Source organism: Tropicibacter alexandrii (assembly GCF_003667315.2).
GTDB lineage: Bacteria > Pseudomonadota > Alphaproteobacteria > Rhodobacterales > Rhodobacteraceae > Tropicibacter > Tropicibacter alexandrii.
In genome coordinates, this window is record NZ_RCTZ02000015.1 from 59,990 (window position 1) to 78,647 (window position 18,658).

General features: G+C 65.4%; 18 protein-coding genes. 11 read left to right on the forward strand and 7 right to left on the reverse strand.

From position 1 onward, the window contains the following. Positions 1-42 precede the first annotated feature (42 nt). Complete coding sequence (locus tag D8Z78_RS17590) at positions 43-1,620, reverse strand: DUF5928 domain-containing protein (RefSeq protein ID WP_121630382.1); 1,578 nt, start codon at positions 1,618-1,620, stop codon at positions 43-45. Positions 1,621-1,764: 144 nt separating this feature from the next. On the opposite strand from D8Z78_RS17590, the gene D8Z78_RS17595 reads away from it, so the two are divergent. After that, the gene (locus tag D8Z78_RS17595) at positions 1,765-2,583 is read left to right on the forward strand and encodes a sulfotransferase family protein (protein WP_121630381.1); all 819 of its coding nucleotides are present in this window, start codon (positions 1,765-1,767) and stop codon (positions 2,581-2,583) included. Here D8Z78_RS17595 and D8Z78_RS17600 read toward each other — a convergent pair. Further along, positions 2,580-2,807 (reverse strand): DUF2798 domain-containing protein, encoded by a 228-nt coding sequence (locus D8Z78_RS17600; protein ID WP_121630380.1) that lies wholly within the window; start codon positions 2,805-2,807, stop codon positions 2,580-2,582. The genes D8Z78_RS17595 and D8Z78_RS17600 overlap by 4 nt on opposite strands. A gap of 42 nt (positions 2,808-2,849) precedes the next feature. Continuing rightward, complete coding sequence (locus D8Z78_RS17605) at positions 2,850-3,431, reverse strand: DUF1285 domain-containing protein (RefSeq protein WP_121630379.1); 582 nt, start codon at positions 3,429-3,431, stop codon at positions 2,850-2,852. A gap of 72 nt (positions 3,432-3,503) precedes the next feature. On the opposite strand from D8Z78_RS17605, the gene D8Z78_RS17610 reads away from it, so the two are divergent. From D8Z78_RS17610 to D8Z78_RS17625, 4 genes are read left to right on the forward strand one after another with little or no spacing between them, the layout of a single operon-like run. Then, positions 3,504-4,505, forward strand: coding sequence for an AAA family ATPase (locus D8Z78_RS17610; RefSeq protein WP_121630378.1), 1,002 nt, complete (start codon positions 3,504-3,506; stop codon positions 4,503-4,505). After that, positions 4,502-5,377, forward strand: a complete 876-nt coding sequence (locus D8Z78_RS17615; protein ID WP_121630377.1) for a DUF58 domain-containing protein — start codon at positions 4,502-4,504, stop codon at positions 5,375-5,377. Before D8Z78_RS17610 ends, D8Z78_RS17615 begins: the two co-directional genes overlap by 4 nt. Continuing rightward, a complete protein-coding gene (locus tag D8Z78_RS17620; RefSeq protein WP_121630376.1) occupies positions 5,374-8,121 on the forward strand; it encodes a DUF4159 domain-containing protein in 2,748 nt (915 codons plus the stop codon). The genes D8Z78_RS17615 and D8Z78_RS17620 overlap by 4 nt, the downstream gene beginning before the upstream one ends. Continuing rightward, entirely contained in the window at positions 8,118-10,157 is a 2,040-nt protein-coding gene (locus D8Z78_RS17625; protein WP_121630375.1) for a glutamine amidotransferase, read from the forward strand. Before D8Z78_RS17620 ends, D8Z78_RS17625 begins: the two co-directional genes overlap by 4 nt. Before the next feature lie 23 nt (positions 10,158-10,180). Here D8Z78_RS17625 and D8Z78_RS17630 read toward each other — a convergent pair whose 3' ends face one another. The 3 genes from D8Z78_RS17630 to D8Z78_RS17640 are packed head-to-tail and all read right to left on the reverse strand — an operon-like array spanning position 10,181 to position 11,682. Then, a complete protein-coding gene (locus tag D8Z78_RS17630; protein ID WP_121630374.1) occupies positions 10,181-10,525 on the reverse strand; it encodes a hypothetical protein in 345 nt (114 codons plus the stop codon). 36 nt (positions 10,526-10,561) lie between these two features. Next, positions 10,562-11,272: a DUF599 domain-containing protein gene (locus D8Z78_RS17635; RefSeq protein WP_121630373.1), complete on the reverse strand. Its 711-nt coding sequence runs from the start codon at positions 11,270-11,272 to the stop codon at positions 10,562-10,564. Further along, on the reverse strand, positions 11,272-11,682 hold the full coding sequence (locus D8Z78_RS17640; RefSeq protein ID WP_121630372.1) for a CopD family protein: 411 nt from the start codon (positions 11,680-11,682) through the stop codon (positions 11,272-11,274). The genes D8Z78_RS17635 and D8Z78_RS17640 overlap by 1 nt, the downstream gene beginning before the upstream one ends. Before the next feature lie 127 nt (positions 11,683-11,809). On the opposite strand from D8Z78_RS17640, the gene D8Z78_RS17645 reads away from it, so the two are divergent. The 6 genes from D8Z78_RS17645 to D8Z78_RS17670 all read left to right on the forward strand — a co-directional run bounded on the left by D8Z78_RS17645 (position 11,810) and on the right by D8Z78_RS17670 (position 17,571). Continuing rightward, the gene (locus D8Z78_RS17645) at positions 11,810-13,258 is read left to right on the forward strand and encodes an FAD-linked oxidase C-terminal domain-containing protein (RefSeq protein ID WP_121630371.1); all 1,449 of its coding nucleotides are present in this window, start codon (positions 11,810-11,812) and stop codon (positions 13,256-13,258) included. Positions 13,259-13,333: 75 nt separating this feature from the next. Continuing rightward, entirely contained in the window at positions 13,334-14,431 is a 1,098-nt protein-coding gene (locus D8Z78_RS17650; RefSeq protein WP_121630370.1) for an FAD-binding protein, read from the forward strand. Then, entirely contained in the window at positions 14,428-14,769 is a 342-nt protein-coding gene (locus tag D8Z78_RS17655; RefSeq protein ID WP_121630369.1) for a hypothetical protein, read from the forward strand. Before D8Z78_RS17650 ends, D8Z78_RS17655 begins: the two co-directional genes overlap by 4 nt. A 22-nt stretch (positions 14,770-14,791) precedes the next feature. Beyond that, complete coding sequence (gene glcF, locus D8Z78_RS17660; protein ID WP_121630368.1) at positions 14,792-16,084, forward strand: glycolate oxidase subunit GlcF; 1,293 nt, start codon at positions 14,792-14,794, stop codon at positions 16,082-16,084. Between the two features lie 117 nt (positions 16,085-16,201). After that, entirely contained in the window at positions 16,202-16,963 is a 762-nt protein-coding gene (locus D8Z78_RS17665) for a trypsin-like serine peptidase (protein WP_121630496.1), read from the forward strand. A 134-nt stretch (positions 16,964-17,097) separates the two neighbouring features. Next, positions 17,098-17,571, forward strand: a complete 474-nt coding sequence (locus D8Z78_RS17670) for an Hsp20 family protein (RefSeq protein WP_121630367.1) — start codon at positions 17,098-17,100, stop codon at positions 17,569-17,571. Positions 17,572-17,622: 51 nt separating this feature from the next. Here the strand turns inward: D8Z78_RS17670 and D8Z78_RS17675 are convergent, their stop codons facing one another. After that, positions 17,623-18,615: an NAD(P)-dependent alcohol dehydrogenase gene (locus D8Z78_RS17675; protein WP_164933001.1), complete on the reverse strand. Its 993-nt coding sequence runs from the start codon at positions 18,613-18,615 to the stop codon at positions 17,623-17,625. Positions 18,616-18,658: the final 43 nt, after the last annotated feature.

Genomic DNA, 18,658 nt, shown 5'->3' on the forward strand with positions numbered 1-18,658 from the left:
AAAGGTCTTTGACGCCTGTTGTCACCCAATCCGCGCACAGGCTCAATCGGCAAAGAGATGATCCAGCGCCACGATCTCGCGCGCCTTCTCCTCCGGCACGGTCAGGAATTGCGACACCGCCCGCGCGTTGATCTCGACCCCGTCGATCTCGCGCATGTGCAGGTGATTGTCGAAATCCGCATCCCGGATGCGGTCGCTCTCATGGACCATGTCATTGCGCACCGTCGGCAACAGCCGCATCAGCGTCTCATACGGGGTGCGGTCCCCGGCCAGCCCGACGCGCATGGCGTGGCCGATCAGGTAGTCGTCCGAGAACTGGCACTCGATCTCCAAGATCCGCGTCAAGGACCGGTCATTGCCGAAATCCTCCAACAGGTCGAGGTTCGCAGGGTCCATGCAGACCACCAGCCGGTCGGTGTCGTAATAATCGAACAACATCCGCATCAGCGCCCGCCGATGCCGGTGCCGCTTGCCCATCGTCGACTGGATGCCGCCCAGATCAGGCAGGAAACAGCTTTCCTCGTTGAACAGGTACTCGATACACGGGATGTTGGTCATCGTGCGAATGCGATCCACCAACCGCTTGGCCACGTGCCATTTCTTGCACACCACGATCAGCAATTCGCGTTCGCGCCCGAGCGAGCTTTCCTTTTCCCAGAACCGCGGGGCAAAGCGCCGCCCGATCCGGCCCTTGGTCGACAGGAACTTGTACAGCGACCGCCCCTCGTTCGAGATCTGGAACTTCGTTCCGTCCGATGCGTATAGCACGCCCAGCCGCCGTTTCAGATCGGCCGCCTCGGGGCTGATCTTGCGCGCGAACAGGAAATCCTGAGACAGCAGCAAGTCATAGTGATCGTTGTAGAACGTCACCGGCAGGCCATAATCCGTGAACATCAGGAAGGTCAGCGTGCGCGACTGAATCTCATGCTCTGGCACCAGATGGCGCACCAAGGTCTGAAAGAACGTCTCGTCGGGAATCCATGTGGTCGCGAAGAACCGCATCACGTCGCGGCGCTGCTTGATGAAGTCGAGAATCCATTCGATCGTCCGCCGCCGCAGGCACCACCATTGGCTGCCGATCATCACCTCGATGTCCTGCGGGATCTCGCGGGTCAGGCCCAGCCGTTTCTGGATCTCGAACATCGCGTAAAACCGGCGTTTCTGCGTGCGTTCGTTGAACCAGTGGCGATAGATCAGCCGCTCTTCCTTCCAGCCGGTCTTGATCCAGTCGGACTGGAAATAGTCAAAGCTTTCAACATAGTCGCAATCGCGCCGGTCGAGGAACTCATGCGCGTATTCCGCCGACTTGATCGCCATGCAATCGCCCGAGAGCATGTAGAAATGCGTGGCGCGCGGGAAGGCCTCGACCGCCGATTGCACCGCGTAGATCGTCGCCTCGACCAGCGACCATTCCCCCCAGCCGCATTTGATGCGTTTATGGGCAAAGGTCACGTTGGGGTTGTCGTCCAGCGCGTTGCGGATCTTGCGATAGGCCTCGGGTTTGGCGCGCGCGTCGAAATGGATCGAAATGTAATCACCGACAGCCGTCAGGCTCTGCGCCTGCTTGATGATGGCGTCAGGGTCCTTATGACACAGCAGTATGAAGGCGATTTTTGCCATTCAGGAAACACGATCCCCAGAATTTTCCCGATTGTTTACCGTGATAAGCATGAACGAGCGTTGAATAAACCTGCTTTCTTTGGTTTTTTGTAACGAGTAAAGCGCCAAAAAGAACAAAGGCGCAGCAAGCCGGAGGCAACGGGCATGGGTTTTCCAGGCACTTGGATGACCGAGAGTGAGAGTATGGTGTATCGGGTCGTGCCGAAATGCGCCTGTTCGACCATCGGCCAGATCATGTATTACAGCGATCATGGCGAATTCTTCGACGGCGACATTCACGACGCCACGGGGGGCCTGCACAAGTGGGCGCGCGAGGAAAGCCAAGCCGCGATCAAGGCCAACGTCAAGACGCGCACCTCGTACACCTTCACCTGCGTGCGCAATCCCTACACGCGCATCCTGTCATCCTTCTTCGACAAGATCTGCGGCATCCAGCGCAACGGCCGGCGCTATCGCGGCAACCTCGTGCCGCTTCTGATCCAGAAATACGGGATCGAGGTCGGCGGCGATGACGGCAAGCAGGAGTTCGACCAGATCCGCAGTTTCCGCCGATTCCTGCTGTTCACCCGCGACACCATCCGCTGGCGCCGCCCGATGGAGCCCGACATTCACTGGTCGGCCATGGCGGGCCATGTCTCGACCTTCATCGTCAATGGCGGGCGCTACAACAACATCTTCTGGACGGAGAAGTTCAACGAGGGCATGCAAAGCGTGCTCGACCATGTGAACACGCCCCAGACCATCGACTTGGCCAGCATCCCGCGCTTCAACGAATCCGAGGGGCACGGGCCGAAACGCGCCCACCCGGTCGAGGATTACTTTGACGACCTGTCGATGCACCTGATGAAGGAAATCTATCATCGGGATTTCGCGCTGTTCAAATACGACTTCGACGATCCGTCCAACAAGATGCCGATCGGCGAGATCGACTTGGACGAGGTCCACGCCAAGCTGGGCGATTAGGCCTTGCGCGTGTGCCGCTCGACAAGGCGGCGCACGTTTGGCGCGACGATCAGGACCGTCGGAAAGGCGATCAGCCAGCTCGACGCCCATGCGCTCATCCACAGGCCAAAGACGCCGTCGACCAGACCGACCGCGCGCACGGTCGCCACGCCGGACACGACAAGCGACATCAACCCGGACAGAAGCAGGCCGAAAACGACAGGGGCAAATCGGGGTGGAATCATCTTGGGGCTCCGGTTCAGCGCCCCTTAACTGCACCGATCACGTCACCCGGGCAACTCATCCGACGGAATGATCCGAAAGAATGCGCCCTGCGACCACAGCCCGAACCAACCATCGTGATGCGCACCGATCTCGACCAGCCGGTAAAAGGACTTGCGGTCGATCAACGCCTCCAGCCCGGCGCGCACATGCACATAGGGCGACGGCTCGCCGGTCTCGGGGTCACGCTCGACGCGAATGGGGTTGTCCGGCCCGGCCACGGTCTCGTCGCCCACATGGGTGGTGAAGGTCAGCACCTGCGCCGTGCCTTCGCCGCTCGCCGTGAAATCCACGGCGACGAACGGCGCGTCGTCCACGGTGATCCCGACCTTTTCGACCGGCGTGACAAGGAAATACTTGCCGTCTTCCATCTTGAGGATGGATGAGAACAGCTTGACCAGTTCGAACCGTCCAATCGGTGTGCCAAGGTAGAACCACGTCCCGTCCCTAGCGATGCGCATATCGAGGTCGCCGCAGAACGGCGGATTCCACAAATGCACAGGCGGCAGGCCCTTGCCCTTTTTCGCGGCACGGGCCGAGGCGGCGAGGCCTTCGGCGTCAACAGTCACATTCTTTTGTTCGGACATAGTTCTTTTGCCATTTCGACTCTGGGCGATACACTCCTACCTAATCACCTAGGGTGCAAACGGAGAAATGACATGGCCGAAGACCTGATTGCCGAGATCGAAGCGTTGGAAGACAAGCTGGCAAGTGCCAGAAAGTCGATCGAGGCGAGGTTCATCGGTCAGGAACGCGTCGTCGAGCTGGTGCTGGCGTCTTTGCTGTGCGGCGGGCACGCGCTGCTGATCGGCCTGCCCGGTCTGGGCAAGACACGACTGGTGGAAACGCTGAGCACCGTGATGGGGCTGAAGGGCAATCGCGTGCAGTTCACGCCCGACCTGATGCCCGCCGATATCCTCGGCTCCGAAGTGCTGGAAACCGGCGCGGACGGGCAGCGCACGTTCAAGTTCATCGGCGGCCCGATCTTCTGCCAATTGCTGATGGCGGACGAGATCAACCGCGCCTCGCCCCGGACTCAGTCGGCGCTGTTGCAGGCGATGCAGGAAAAGCAGGTGACCGTGGCCGGGGAAACCCGCGGTCTGGAGGCGCCGTTCCACGTTCTGGCCACCCAGAACCCGATCGAGCAGGAGGGCACTTACCCCCTGCCCGAGGCGCAGCTTGACCGCTTCCTTGTGCAGATCAACGTCGACTATCCCGACCGCGACACCGAACGCGCGATCATCATGGCCACCACCGGCACCGAAGAGGCCGAAAGCCACGGTGTCTTTACCGGCCACGAACTGATCGCCGCGCAACGCCTGCTGCGCCGGATGCCGGTGGGCGAGGCGGTGGTCGAACAGATTCTCGACCTTGTCCGCGCCTTCCGCCCCGACGATCCCAGCGCGCCGGATGCCGTGCGCGACATGGTCGCGTGGGGTCCCGGTCCGCGTGCCGCGCAGGCCCTGATGCTGACCGTGCGGGCACGGGCGCTGCTGCAAGGGCGGCTCGCGCCCTCGCCCGAGGACGTGCTGAACATGGCGAAGCCCGTACTGGTGCACCGCATGGCGCTGACCTTCTCGGCGCGCGCCCGGGGTGAGGATCTGGGCAAGCTGATCGATCAGGTCGCCGCGACGCTGAATACCCGCGAAGCCGCGGCATGAGCGACGTCGCCCAGCTTCGCGCCCGCGCTCAGGAGGAAGCCAGCCGGTTTCCCGCGCTGCTGGCCCGCGCCGAACAATTGGCCGGGACGGTGCTGCTGGGCGATCACGGGCGGCGCAGGGCGGGCTTGGGCGACGATTTCTGGCAATACCGTCCGCTGCGCGCGGGCGACAGCTATCGCCAGATCGACTGGCGCAGGTCCGCGCGCGGGGATGAGCAGTTCGTGCGCGAACGCGAATGGCAGATCGCGCAAAGCGTGCAGGTCTGGCTCGACCCCGGCGCCTCCATGCGGTTCGCCTCGCACAAGGACCTGCCCACCAAGGCCGACCGCGCCCGGCTGGTGACGCTGGCCACCGCGATCCTGCTGATCCGGGGCGGCGAGCGTGTCGGCCTGACCGGCTGGGCTTTGCCCCCGCGCCGGGGCGAGGAACAGATGCTTCGACTGGCCGAGACCTTTTCGACCGATGGCGAGGACGACTATGCCGAACCCGAGGCGCGCGGGATGCTGCCCCATGCCCGCGCGCTGTTCGTCTCGGATTTCCTTGGCGACATCGCGCCGGTCGAGGCCGCGCTGACCAAGGCTGCCGACCGGGGCGTGCGCGGCGTGCTTTTGCAGGTGCTCGACCCGTCCGAGGAAAGCTTCCCCTTCACCGGTCGCACCATCTTCGAAAGCGTCGGCGGCACGCTGCGTCACGAGACCTTGAAAGCCGGTGAGCTAAAAGAGCGCTACCTGCACCGTCTGGCCGAGCGCAAGGACCGGCTGGAGCAGCTGTCGCGATTGACCGGCTGGCAACACCTTGTGCATCACACCGATCACAGCGCGCAAAGCGCCCTTCTATGGGTCTATCGCGCGCTGGATGGAGGACATGGATGACCCTGTTTGGCGGTCTGCTTGGATTCACCGCGCCTTGGCTTTTGCTGGGGCTCTTGGCGCTGCCCGTATTGTGGGTGATCCTGCGCGCCGTGCCCCCTGCCCCGATCCGCCGGATGTTCCCGGGCGTGGCGCTGCTTCTGGGCCTCAAGGATGAGGAACAGGTCACCGACCGCACCCCGTGGTGGTTGCTGCTGTTGCGGATGCTGGCGGTGGCGGCGGTCATCATCGGCCTTGCCGGGCCGATCCTGAACCCGCGCGATCAGGACGAGGCGGAGGGCAACGGCCCGCTGTTGGTCGTCATGGATGCCAGCTGGGCCTCGGCCAGCGACTGGCGGTCGCGGATCACCGCGCTGGACGGCATTCTGGCTGAAGCGGGCCGCGATGGCCGCCCTGCCGCGATCCTGCGCCTGACCGAGCCGGAGCCGGTGCAATTCCTGTCGGCGGACGTGCTGCGCACCCGCCTGAGCGGGCTTGAACCGATGCCATGGCAACCCGAAGCGCTCGACCCGGCGATGCTGCCCGACGGCAATTTCGACAGCTACTGGATGAGCGACGGGTTGCAGCGGGACAGCCGCGCCGACCTGCTGGCCGAGTTGGACAGCCGGGGCGCTGTGACCGTGTTCGAAGCCCCGCGCATGCTGTATGCCCTCGCGCCTGCCCGTGTCGAGGATGGCAACCTGACCCTGCCCGCTCGCCGTCTGCGCGGCGGGGGCGAAACCGAACTGAGCCTCGCCGCCCAAGGCAAGGACCCGGCGGGCAACCCTGCCACCCTGCTGCGCGCGCCGCTGCGCTTTGCCAGCGGCGAGACCGAGGCCGAGGTCGAAATCGCCATGCCCGCCGAGTTGCGCGCCCGCGTCGAACGCTTTGAAATCGAGGGCCAGCGCAGCGCCGGCACCGTGACGCTCCCCGATGACAGCCTGCGCCGCCGCGAGGTCGCCCTGATTGCCGGGGCCACCGACCGCGAGGGGCTCGAACTGCTCTCGCCCCTGCACTACCTGCACAAGGCGTTGGAGCCGTCGGCGGATATCCTTGACGGCGCTTTGACCGATGTGCTGCCCGCGAACCCCGATGTGATCGTTCTGGCGGACGTCGCGACGCTTTCGGCGGCGGAGGCCGACGCAGTGACCGACTGGCTGGAAAACGGCGGGATGCTTTTGCGCTTTGCCGGGCCGCGCCTCGCCGCGTCCGACATTTCGCGGCGGGAGGAAGACCCGCTGATGCCCGTGCGCCTGCGCGCCGGGGGCCGCACCGTGGGCGGTGCCATGAGCTGGGGGGAACCCAAGGCGCTGGCCCCCTTCCCCGAGGAAAGCCCCTTTGCCGGGCTGCCGATCCCGGACGATGTGACGGTGAATTCCCAAGTCATGGCCCAACCCGATCCGAACCTTGCCGACCGCGTGATCGCGCAGCTGACCGATGGCACGCCGCTGGTCACGCGCAAGCGCGTCGGCCAGGGTCAGATCGTGCTGTTCCACGTCACGGCGAATGCCGAATGGTCGACCCTGCCGATCTCTGGCCTGTTCGTGCAGATGCTGGAACGTCTCGCGGTGTCCTCGACCATGGCCGCCCCCGAGATCGAGGATATGGAAGGCACAGTCTGGCAGCCGCTGATGGTGCTGGACGGCTTTGGCCGGTTGCGCGACGGCGACACCTTGCCCGGCATCGACGGCCCCGCGCTGATCGGTAACGCGCTCGGGCCGGACCTGCGCCCCGGTCTGTATCAGGGCGAGGACCGGACCTTGGCGCGCAACGTGATCCTCACCGATACCGAGTTGACCCCGGTCGCATGGCCCCAAGGCACCGTCGTCGAGGGCTTGACCCAGCCGCAGGAACGCCCCTTGGCCGGGTGGCTGCTGGCCGGGGCCTTGGCGCTGCTGGCGGCGGATGTGATCGCCTCGCTGGCGCTGTCGGGGCGGCTGGTCGGCGCGCGCGCGGCCTCCGTCCTGCTCGCGCTCGCCCTGATCCCGCGCGAAGGTTACGCGCAGGACGAGGATGCGCTGGCCATCGCCGCGACGTCGGAGGTCGTGCTGGCTCATGTCCTGACCGGGGACGAGGAACTCGACCGCATGGCTGCCGCAGGTCTGCGCGGGCTGTCAGATACGCTGTTCTTCCGCACCTCGGTCGAACCGGCGCAACCGATCGGCGTCGATCTGGAGACGGACGAACTGGCCTTCTACCCAATGCTCTATTGGCCCATCACGCCGGATCAGCCGACACCGTCCGCACAGGCTTATGCCAAGCTGAACACCTATCTGCGTACTGGCGGGATGATCCTGTTCGACACGCGCGATGCCGATATCGCCGGGTTCGGATCGAACACTGCCAACGGGCGCAAGCTGCAGGCGCTGGCCGCGCCGCTGGACATTCCGCCGCTGGAACCCGTGCCGCAGGACCACGTGCTGACCCGCACCTTCTACCTGCTTCAGGACTTCCCCGGGCGCTATGTCGGCCAGCAAGTCTGGGTCGAGGCCGCGCCGCCGGATGCGCAACTGATCGAGGGCATGCCGTTTCGCGACCTCAACGACAACGTCACACCCGTGGTGATCGGCGGCAATGACTGGGCGGCGGCTTGGGCTGTGGACCAGAACGGCAATCCGCTGGTGCCGCTGGGGCGCGGGTTCACCGGCGAACGGCAGCGCGAGATCGCCTATCGCTTTGGCGTGAACCTCGTGATGCATGTGCTGACGGGCAATTACAAAAGCGATCAGGTCCACGTGCCTGCATTGCTGGACAGGCTGGGCCAATGACCGGAGATATCGTTTTCGATCCCCTGCTGCCGTGGGGCTTGATCGTCGCGCTGGCGGTGCTTGCTGTGGCAGGCGTGGGGCTTGCGCTGTGGCGTGGCCTGTCGGGCTGGGCATTGCGCGGGCTGGCGGCCGTGGTGCTGCTGGCGGCGCTGGCGCAACCCTCGTGGCAAGTCGAGGACCGCGCGCCGCTGTCCGACATCGTTCTGATGGTCGTGGACCAAAGCGCCAGCCAACGGCTGGCCGAGCGCGCAGGCGTCACCGAAGACGCCGCTACTGAACTGGAGGCGATGATCAACGCCCGCCCCAACACGGAAATCCGCCGGATCGAGGTTGGCGATGCCGAGGGCGACGCGGGCACGCAACTGATGACCGCGCTGTCCGCCGCGATGGCCGAGGAACCGCGCGGGCGCATCGCGGGCATGTTCCTGCTGTCGGACGGGCGCTTGCACGATCTGGAACAGGCCCCCGACCTGCCCGCGCCCCTGCACCTGCTGATGACCGGGCAGGAGGACGACTGGGACCGCCGCCTGATCGTCCAGAACGCCCCGGCCTTTGCGATCCTTGGCGAGGAAGTCGAACTGACCCTGCGCATCGAGGATGACGGCGCGGCCCCCGGCGACACGCAGACCGAGATTCTGATTTCCGTCGATGGCGAGGAACCGCAAACCTTCGACGTCCCGATTGGCGAGGATCTGAGCCTGCCGATCACCCTGCCCCATGGCGGGCTGAACGTGATCCAGTTCACCGTGCCCGAAGCGACCGGCGAATTGACCGACCGCAACAACACCGCGCTGGTGCAGATCAACGGCGTGCGCGACCGGCTGCGCGTGCTGCTGGTCTCGGGCGAACCACATGCGGGCGGGCGGACTTGGCGGAACCTGCTGAAATCGGATTCCAGCGTCGATCTGGTGCATTTCACCATCCTCCGCCCCCCGGAAAAGCAAGACGGCGTGCCGGTGAACGAGCTGTCTCTGATCGCCTTTCCCACGCGCGAGCTGTTTCTTGAAAAGATCGACGATTTCGACCTGATCATCTTTGACCGTTACAAGCGCCGGGGCATCTTGCCGTCGATCTACCTCGACAACGTGCGCAATTATGTCGAACAGGGCGGCGCGGTGCTGGTCGCTGCCGGGCCGGATTTTGCCAGTGCAGATTCGATCTATCGCTCGCCCCTGTCGGAAATCCTGCCCGCCGAGCCGACTGCGCGGGTGCTGGACGAGGGCTATCAGCCCGTGGTCACCGATCTGGGCGAACGTCACCCGGTCACCGCCGGATTGACCGGGCCGGAGGCGTGGGGCCGCTGGCTGCGCCAGATCGAGGTCGAGCCCTTGCAGGGCGACGTGGTCATGTCCGGCATCGACGACCGCCCCCTGCTGGTGCTGGACCGTGTGGGCGAGGGGCGCGTGGCGCTGCTGGCCTCGGATCAGGCATGGCTGTGGTCGCGCGGGTTCGAGGGGGGCGGCCCGCAGCTGGAGCTGCTGCGCAGGCTGGCGCATTGGATGATGAAGGAACCGGAACTGGAGGAAGAGGCGCTTTGGGCGGAACCCACCGGCCAGACCATGCGGATCATCCGCCGCTCGCTGACGGATGATGTCGGCAGCGTCACGGTGACCGGGCCGCTGGGCGAAGAGGTGGAGGTGCCGCTGGAGGAGGTCACGCCGGGCCGGTTCGAAGGGGTCTACGAGGGGCCGGAAATCGGGCTCTATCGGCTGGAAGAGGGTGACCTGAACGCGGTCGTGGGCCTTGGCCCTGCGGCCCCGCGCGAGTTCGTCCAGACGATTGCGAGCGGCGATGCGCTGTCGCCGCTGATCGAAGGCACCCGTGGCGGCGTGATGCGGCTGCAAGACGGGGTGCCGGGGATTCGCGAAGTCCGCGCGGGCCGCCCTGCCGCCGGGCGTGGCTGGATCGGGATCACGCCGCGCGAGGCCTATGAGACGCTGGATGTGCGCCAGACTGCGCTCTTGCCGGCGTGGGCCGTGTTGCTGCTGGCGGCATCGCTGATCGTGGGTGCTTGGCTGCGCGAAGGGCGAAACTGAGGTAGGATGGGTGATCACCCATCCTACTTGAGGTCGACACCAAAGCTGTGCGCGTTCCAACCGTCCACGATGCACCGCGCACGAATGTGCACCTCTTCCACGTCTGACGGGATCGCGACACCGGAGAGCGATCGCGTGAACGGCTGTTCCTGCACGTGTGGGTGTACCAACTCCCGCGTGCCCAACACCGTCCCATCCGGCAGTTCCACGCGCCATCCATCGGCGTAGTGATCCCATCCCGTATCAGGATGCGACAGCGTCACGGACAGGCGCCACGTGTCGCCTGTGCGGGTCATCTCGACCCCTTCGATCACAGGCGCATCGGCAAAGGCGGGCGGGGCCAGAAAAAGCAGGACAATCCATCTCATGGGTCACAGCTTAGCGCAGCATGGCGGCGACCTGCCTCACGTCTGTGTGCGGTCCGTTGCCTCCATCAGGACCGCCCTCGAATTCGAGGCGAATTCCCGGCGCAGGATCACCCCCGTCGTAAACACGACCGCCACGATCAACGCCCACGCCCCCGCCAGCCAAGCCGCCGCTGCGATGCCGAAATACACGGAGCGCAACCCCCGGTTATAGCCGCGCGCGCCGGTGATGTTGATCTCGGCCGCCTTCATGGCGCGCGGCAGCGCCACCGGGTCCTCGGGATCGTTCGGCACCGCCGCCATCAGCACCGAGCAATAGCCGAACAGCCGGTGCGACCAGACAAATTTCAGGAACGCGTTCGCCGCAAAGAGCAGCATGACGATCACCTTGATCTCCCAGACGATCAGCGGCTCTGTCGTCTGGGTCAGGTCCTCGGCCACGACACGCAGCCGGTCCGTGTTGCCCAACAGCGCCAGCCCACCGCCGATGGCAATCATCGAGGCCGACGTGAAAAACGCCGTGCCCTGCCGCAGCTGAGAAATGATCTGGCTGTCGAAGATACGCGGCTGGCGCGTCAGGAACTGAACCATCCACATCCGCCGATACTGCGCCATCAGCCGAGAGGTCGAGGGCCAGCGCGCAGGGGCATGTTCGATCAGCAGGGTCGAGCCAATCCAGCACACCACCAAAAGCCCCAGCGCCGCGAAATCCATCGGCGCGAAGGCTCGCAGGATCTCGGCCCCGGTCATCAGAACGGCTGCACGACCACGGCCCAGAGCACCGCGATGGTCGCGATCACGCTGACCTCGTTGAAGATGCGCAGCCACAGGTCGCTTTCACGGAACTCGCCGCGCTGCGCCCGCCGCACCAGCACGCCCGTCCACAGGTAGTGCACGGCCAAGGCAGCAACCAGCGTCGCCTTCAGATGCAGCCATGCGGGCCAGCCCAGCCACGTGCCGTACCAGATGCCGGTGGCGATGCCGATCACGCCCAACCCGAAGGAGAATCGGTACAGCCGAAAGGTCAGATCGCCCAGCGGCCCGTTCTCTCCGGTCCTTGCAAAGTCGCGCTTCCAGTAGATCAGCGCGCGCGGCACCGCGAAAATGGAGGTCATCCACCCCATGACGCAGAGAATGTGTATGATCTTGACCCATGCCATGGGCGCAGATGGCCCAAGGCGGCGAGGATTTGCAAGATGTGACAGGATTGCCCCTCGCTTTATGGCGCGATTGGTTATATGACTTGACCAATTCGCCCGTTCTTGGAACACCGCCGGAGGACCCGACATGCAGATGCCCCAACCGAACCCCGTCATTCTGGCGAAGAAGGCGCGCATCGTCGAACGCCTGCTGTCGGTCCTGCCCGCCGACGCGGTGGTGCATGAACTGGCCGAAACGCGCGCCTATGAATGCGATGCGCTGACCGCCTATCGCTGCCCGCCGCTGGCCGCCGTGCTGCCCTCGACCACGCAAGAAGTTTCGGACGTGCTGCGCATCTGCTTTGAAGAGGGCGTGCCGGTGGTGCCGCGCGGGTCGGGCACCTCGCTGGCCGGGGGCGCTTTGCCGACCGGGGATTCGGTGATCCTTGGGGTGGCGCGGATGAACGCGGTGCTGGAAACCGACTATGACAACCGGTTCATCCGGGTGCAGAGCGGACGCACCAACCTGAGCGTCACAGGCGCGGTCGAGGAGACGGATTTTTTCTACGCGCCCGATCCGTCCAGCCAGCTGGCCTGCGCGATTGCTGGCAATATCGCGATGAATTCCGGCGGGGCGCATTGTCTGAAATATGGCGTGACGACCAACAACCTGCTGGGCGTGACGATGGTGCTGATGGACGGCACCGTGGTCGAACTGGGCGGCGCGCATCTGGATGCGGGCGGGCTTGACCTGCTGGGCGTAGTCTGCGGGTCCGAAGGTCAACTGGGCGTCGTGACCGAAGCGACCCTGCGCATCCTGCGCAAGCCCGAAGGCGCGCGGCCCGTGCTGATCGGCTATGACAGCAACGAGGTCGCCGGGGCCTGTGTCAGCGACATCATCAAGGCCGGGGTTCTGCCCGTAGCGATCGAGTTCATGGACGCCCCCTGCATCCGCGCAACGGATGACTTCAGCGGGGCCGGTTATCCGAAATGCGAGGCGCTGCTGATCGTCGAGGTCGAAGGCTCGGAGACCGAGATCGCCGAGCAGCTGGCCAAGATCACCGAGATCGCCCGCCGCCACAACCCCGTCGAATTGCGCGAGGCACAGAACGCCGACGAGGCCGCCCGCATCTGGCTGGGCCGCAAATCCGCCTTTGGCGCGATGGGCAATATCAACGATTACATGTGCCTCGACGGCACGATCCCGGTGACGGAACTGCCCTATGTGCTCAAACGCATCGGCGAGATGTCCAAGGAATACGGGCTGGAGGTCGCCAATGTCTTTCACGCGGGCGACGGCAACATGCACCCGCTGATCCTGTTCAACGCCAATCAGGACGGCCAGCTGGAGCTGTGCGAGGCGTTGGGTGCCGACATTCTGAAACTCTGCGTCGAGGTCGGCGGCTGCCTGACCGGCGAGCATGGCGTCGGGATCGAGAAACGCGACCTGATGAGCCACCAATACGCGCCTGCCGACCTTGAGGCGCAGATGGCGGTGAAGGATGTGTTCGACCCGGGCTGGCTGTTGAACCCGGCGAAGGTGTTCCCCTTGGGCGCGTCGGAAGGGCGGCGGAGCGCGGCGCTTGCGGCGGAGTGAGGGGGCTCTGCCCCCTCGGCGCTGGCGCGCCTCACCCCCGAGGTATTTTTGGACCAAAGAAGCATGGACGGTGGAATGAGACCTGAGAGCGAAGCGGAACTGGCCGAGGCCGTGGCGGGCGCGCAAGGGCCTTTGACCGTTCGTGGCGGTGGCACGCGCGGCGTGGTTTCGCAGGGCGATATGCTGGAAACCGGCGGTCTGTCTGGCATCACGCTCTACGAGCCCGGCGCGCTGACCATGGTGGCGCAGGCGGGCACGCCGCTGGCGGAGGTCGAGACGGCGCTGGAGGCCGAGGGGCAGCGGATGGCCTTTGAGCCGATGGATCATCGCGGGCTGTTGGGCACCACTGGAGAGCCGACCATTGGCGGGGTGTTCGCCGCCAATGTCTCTGGCCCGCGCCGGGTGCAGGCGGGCGCCGCGCGTGATTTCCTGCTGGGCGTGCGCTTTGTCGATGGCACGGGGGCCGTGGTCAAGAATGGTGGACGGGTTATGAAGAACGTCACCGGCTATGATCTGGTCAAGCTGATGGCGGGCGCGCATGGCACGCTGGGCGTTCTGAGCGAGGTCAGCCTAAAGGTCCTGCCACAGCCAGAGGCCGCTGCCTGTATCGTGATCAACGGGTTGTCCGATGAACAGGCCGTGGCGGCCATGGCGCGCGCGTTGGGCTCGCCCTTTGACGTGACGGGTGCGGCGCATGCGCCGGTTGGGGTCGACGGGCATCCGGTGACGATGATCCGGATCGAGGGCTTTGACGGGTCGGTCGCCTATCGCGCCGAGAAATTGCGCGCCCTGTTCGAGGGCGATGTCAGCATCGAGCGTGATCCGGCGCGGTTGCGGGCAGGCTGGGCTTGGGTCCGGGATGTCGAGATCATGCACGGCCAGCCGGGCGACATCTGGCGGCTGTCCTGCAAGCCCTCTGACGCGCCAAATCTGGTGGCAAAGGCCGGTGCCGCACAGGTCCTGTACGATTGGGGCGGCGGGCTTGTCTGGCTGCGCCTGACCGAGGGCACGGACCTGCGCGCGCGGCTGGGGGCGTTTGACGGGCACGCGACCTGCCTGCGCGGGGCGTTCCCGCGCTTTCACCCCGAAGCGGCGCCCGTCGCGGCGCTGACCCGTGGCATCCGCGCGAAATTCGACCCGAAGGGTATTCTGAACACGGGCCTGATGCCGTGACCGGGCCGACGCTGATCGCCTTTGTCCTGAGCTTCGTCGCGGGACCGCTGCTGTGCGCGGCGGCGTTGCGCCTGCCGGAAAGGGTCAGCACCGTCGCGGTGCTGGCGCTGGCGATGATCGGCATCACCGCCTTCGGACTGACCCGCCAAGGCGCGAACCCGGCGCTGTCGCTGACGGCGATGTGGCTGGGTTGGGTGCTGGCCGTCGCCATGGTCGCGCTCGCCCTGCGCCGCCGGATCCGCGACAGGCGGGCCCGGCGCCTGATCCTGATCCTTGCCCTACTGGCCACCACCCTGCCGTGGTTCGGGCTGGCCACCGCCCGGCTGATCGCCGGCTGAGACCTTTTGCGAAAGCGAGACGATGCAGACGAATTTCACCGAACAGCAGTTGCAAGACCCCGGCACCGAGCGCGCCAACCAGATCCTGCGCGCCTGCGTGCATTGCGGGTTCTGCACCGCCACCTGCCCCACCTATCAGGTTCTTGGCGACGAGTTGGACAGCCCCCGTGGCCGCATCTACCTGATCAAGGACATGCTCGAAAACGAGCGGGTGCCGGATGAGAAGACCGTCAAGCATATCGACCGCTGCCTGTCCTGCCTTGCTTGCATGACGACCTGCCCGTCGGGTGTGCATTACATGCACCTTGTCGATCATGCCCGCGAGTATATCGAAAAACACTATGACCGCCCGTGGTCGGACCGCGCGCTGCGCTGGCTGCTGGCGCGAATCCTGCCCTATCCCGGACGCTTCCGATTGGCGCTGCTCGGCGCCAAGCTCGGGCGTCCGCTGGCCCGGCTGATGCCCGATCCCCGCCTGCGTGCGATGCTGGAGATGGCGCCGAAACAGGTGCCGCCGGTGTCGCGCAACGACGATCCGCAAAGCTTTGCCCCCACCGGCCAGCGCCGCATGCGCGTGGCGCTGATGACCGGCTGTGCGCAAAAGGCGCTCAACACCGATATCAACGACGCCACCATCCGCCTGCTGCGCCGTCTGGGCTGCGAGGTCGTCGTGGCCAAGGGGGCGGGCTGCTGCGGGGCGCTGACCCATCACATGGGCAAAGCCGATGAAAGCCATGCCAGCGCCGGGGCCAACATCAAGGCATGGGTGGCAGAGATGGATGGCGACGGGCTGGATGCCATCGTCATCAACACCAGCGGTTGCGGCACCACCGTCAAGGATTACGGGCACATGTTCCGCAATGACGCCTTGGCCGATGACGCCGCGCGGGTGTCGGGCTTGGCGATGGACGTATCCGAACTGCTGACGAAACTGGAGATCCCCGAAGGCGCAGCGCAGGGCATCAAGGTTGCCTATCACGCCGCGTGTTCCCTGCAGCATGGGCAAAAGGTCAAGACCCTGCCCAAGGACCTGCTGAAACGCGCGGGCTTCGAGGTGGTGGAACCAGCGGATTCGCATCTGTGCTGTGGCTCTGCGGGCACCTACAACCTGATGCAGCCCGAGATTTCGGCACAGCTGAAGGCCCGCAAGGTGCGCACGCTGGAGGCAAAGCAGCCCGATGTGATCGCGGCGGGCAATATCGGCTGCATGATGCAAATCGGGTCTGGCACCGGCGTGCCCGTCGTCCATACGGTCGAACTGCTGGACTGGGCAACCGGCGGGCCGAAACCGACTGCGCTGACCCCTGCCGATTGACTGTGTCCCGGAAATGAGACACGCTCTCTGCCGTATTTCTGCCTTAATCTGATTTTACTCAGACGGCACTCTCGGGGGAGTTGCGTCTTGCGCTGCATTCTGGCGATCATTCTGACCATGCTCTGCGCACCTGTGTCTGCGCAGGGGCTGTTTTCGCTCAATTCGAACGAAGACGGACGAAAATGGGAGGCCGTGGGCCGGTTGGAAATCGCCGGAACCGCGTTCTGCACCGGCGCACTGATCGCGCCGGACCTCGTGCTGACCGCCGGGCATTGCCTCTATGACCCCGAGACGAAGTCTCGCGTTCCCGTCGACGAAATCCAGTTCCTCGCGGGTTGGCGCAATGGCCGGGCCGCCGCCTATCGACGGGTGCGCCGCGCCATCGCCCATCCCGACTACGATTATACCAGCCCCGTCGGCCCGGACCGGGTGCGCAACGACCTCGCGCTGGTGCAATTGCAGCACCCGGTCCGCAACACCACGATCGAACCGTTCGAAACGGACACCCGCCCGGCCAAGGGTGACCGCGTCGGGCTGGTGTCCTACGCCCATAACCGGTCCGAGGCGCCGTCCCTTCAGGAACTGTGCGGGGTTCTTGCGGTCCAAGACGGGATGCTGGTGCTGTCCTGCGAGGTCGATTTCGGCGCGTCGGGCTCGCCTGTCTTTACCTTTGGCGCGGATGGCACGCCACGCATCGTCTCGGTGGTGTCGGCCAAGGCGGAGGCGGACGGCGAAAAGGTGTCGCTTGCGACAGACCTTGCCGCGCCGCTGGAAACTCTGCGCGCGCTGATGGGCAGCGCCGAGAATGCCGGCGTCGGGCTGGAGCGCATGTCCGCCGGGCAACGACGCCAGACCGGCGCGAAATTCATCAAGCCCTGAGAGGGCTTGAAACCGCAAAAAGCGATACACACATCTCCTTCACCGGGGCGCCTGTGACAGGGCTCCGGCATGCAAAGACGCCTGTCCCGGACGGGAAGGCGCCGCCAAACAGGATCGCTTCGAAGGAGGATTCCATGCGACAGTTCGACTTTGCCCCCCTGTATCGTTCCACCGTGGGCTTTGACCAGATTGCCCAGATGCTGGACCGTGCGCTGACCAGCGACACGCCGCAGGCGGGCTACCCCCCGTACAATATCGAAAAGACCGCCGACGATGCCTATCGCATCTCGATCGCCGTGGCCGGTTTCTCGGATGACGACCTTTCGGTCGAGGTCAAGGAAGGCGCGCTGGTCGTGTCGGCCCGCAAGGCCGAAGAGGACGAAAACCGCACCTATCTGCATCGCGGCATTGCCACCCGCGCGTTCGAGCGGCGTTTCCAGCTGGCCGATCATGTGCGTGTGACCGGCGCCGTGCACGAGGACGGCATGCTGCATATCGACCTTGTGCGTGAGATCCCCGAGGCGCTGAAACCGCGCCGGATCGAGATCGCCAAGCCGCAGACCCGGCAGATCGCCAAGGATGTCGTCGACGCCGAAAGCGTCAACTGACCCTGAACCGGGCCGGGGTTCACCCCCGGCCTGCACAGTGTCGCGCGCGGCTCAGGCGGCCGCCTTGTGGCTGGTGCCGCGCGCGATTTCGACGATGACCGTTCCGGCGCTGTGGCGGGCTTCGACATGGGCATGCGCCTCGGCAATGCGGTCAAAGGGCCAGCGGCTGTCGATCACGGCGCGCACCTCGCCCTTGCCAATCATGTCGGTCAGGGCGCGCAGGTCATCCGCAGTGTCACCGCTGACCGCCAGCTTCACGCGGGTCTTGTCGAACCGCGCGCGGAGCGCGTGCAGCATGTCCTTTCCGGTGAAGTTCAACGGCACGAACAGCCCTCCCGGTTTCAGCGCCCTGCGCATCTCGGGCCACGTCGTAGCCCCGACCGTGTCCAACACGACATCATAGGCCTGCCGTGCGGCGGCGGGGTTTTCCTCGCGATAGTTCACGATCCGATCCGCGCCGAGCCCGCCCAGCAGGGTCTCGCGACCGGGGCCCGCCACGGCGGTGACCCTTGCCCCCAGCGCCTTGGCGATCTGCGTGGCATAGGCGCCGACGCCGCCGCTTGCACCCACGATCAGCACGTCCTGTCCCGGCTGGACCTGCGCCACATCGCGCAGAAAGACCAGCGCCGACAGCGCGCCAAAGGGCAGCGCAGCGGCCTCGGCATCCGTCAGGGCTTCCGGCGTTTCGACCAAGGCCCCGTCCTCGTCCACCGCGACGTATTCGGCGTGCGCGCCAGAACCGACAAAGCCAAAGACGCGCTGGCCGGTGCGGAACCGGGTGACCTGCGCGCCGGTGGCGACGATCTCGCCCGCCATGGACGTGCCCAGCACCGGCTGCTTGGGCTTGAACAGCCCGGTCATCAAGCGTCCGGGCAGCCAGAGGATGCCCGGATAGGCGGCGGCGCGCATGCGCCAATCCGCCGTGGTGACAGAGGCGGCGTGAACACGGACGAGCACTTGGCCCGGTCCGGGGGCGGGGGTCGGATGTTCGGCCAGATGGACGGTATCGGCGGACCCGTATCGGGTGTAGATGGCGGCTTTCATGGTGTCTCCTTTCGTTTGAAAGCAGATTACCCCATGCGGATGA

What these genes read in the sequence shown, in the direction of transcription:
- D8Z78_RS17590 (WP_121630382.1), bottom strand. Translation starts at nt 1,620, where the DNA reads ATGGCAAAAATCGCCTTCATACTGCTGTGTCATAAGGACCCTGACGCC.
- D8Z78_RS17595 (WP_121630381.1), top strand. Translation starts at nt 1,765, where the DNA reads ATGGGTTTTCCAGGCACTTGGATGACCGAGAGTGAGAGTATGGTGTAT.
- D8Z78_RS17600 (WP_121630380.1), bottom strand. Translation starts at nt 2,807, where the DNA reads ATGATTCCACCCCGATTTGCCCCTGTCGTTTTCGGCCTGCTTCTGTCC.
- D8Z78_RS17605 (WP_121630379.1), bottom strand. Translation starts at nt 3,431, where the DNA reads ATGTCCGAACAAAAGAATGTGACTGTTGACGCCGAAGGCCTCGCCGCC.
- D8Z78_RS17610 (WP_121630378.1), top strand. Translation starts at nt 3,504, where the DNA reads ATGGCCGAAGACCTGATTGCCGAGATCGAAGCGTTGGAAGACAAGCTG.
- D8Z78_RS17615 (WP_121630377.1), top strand. Translation starts at nt 4,502, where the DNA reads ATGAGCGACGTCGCCCAGCTTCGCGCCCGCGCTCAGGAGGAAGCCAGC.
- D8Z78_RS17620 (WP_121630376.1), top strand. Translation starts at nt 5,374, where the DNA reads ATGACCCTGTTTGGCGGTCTGCTTGGATTCACCGCGCCTTGGCTTTTG.
- D8Z78_RS17625 (WP_121630375.1), top strand. Translation starts at nt 8,118, where the DNA reads ATGACCGGAGATATCGTTTTCGATCCCCTGCTGCCGTGGGGCTTGATC.
- D8Z78_RS17630 (WP_121630374.1), bottom strand. Translation starts at nt 10,525, where the DNA reads ATGAGATGGATTGTCCTGCTTTTTCTGGCCCCGCCCGCCTTTGCCGAT.
- D8Z78_RS17635 (WP_121630373.1), bottom strand. Translation starts at nt 11,272, where the DNA reads ATGACCGGGGCCGAGATCCTGCGAGCCTTCGCGCCGATGGATTTCGCG.
- D8Z78_RS17640 (WP_121630372.1), bottom strand. Translation starts at nt 11,682, where the DNA reads ATGGCATGGGTCAAGATCATACACATTCTCTGCGTCATGGGGTGGATG.
- D8Z78_RS17645 (WP_121630371.1), top strand. Translation starts at nt 11,810, where the DNA reads ATGCAGATGCCCCAACCGAACCCCGTCATTCTGGCGAAGAAGGCGCGC.
- D8Z78_RS17650 (WP_121630370.1), top strand. Translation starts at nt 13,334, where the DNA reads ATGAGACCTGAGAGCGAAGCGGAACTGGCCGAGGCCGTGGCGGGCGCG.
- glcF (WP_121630368.1), top strand. Translation starts at nt 14,792, where the DNA reads ATGCAGACGAATTTCACCGAACAGCAGTTGCAAGACCCCGGCACCGAG.
- D8Z78_RS17665 (WP_121630496.1), top strand. Translation starts at nt 16,202, where the DNA reads ATGCTCTGCGCACCTGTGTCTGCGCAGGGGCTGTTTTCGCTCAATTCG.
- D8Z78_RS17670 (WP_121630367.1), top strand. Translation starts at nt 17,098, where the DNA reads ATGCGACAGTTCGACTTTGCCCCCCTGTATCGTTCCACCGTGGGCTTT.
- D8Z78_RS17675 (WP_164933001.1), bottom strand. Translation starts at nt 18,615, where the DNA reads ATGAAAGCCGCCATCTACACCCGATACGGGTCCGCCGATACCGTCCAT.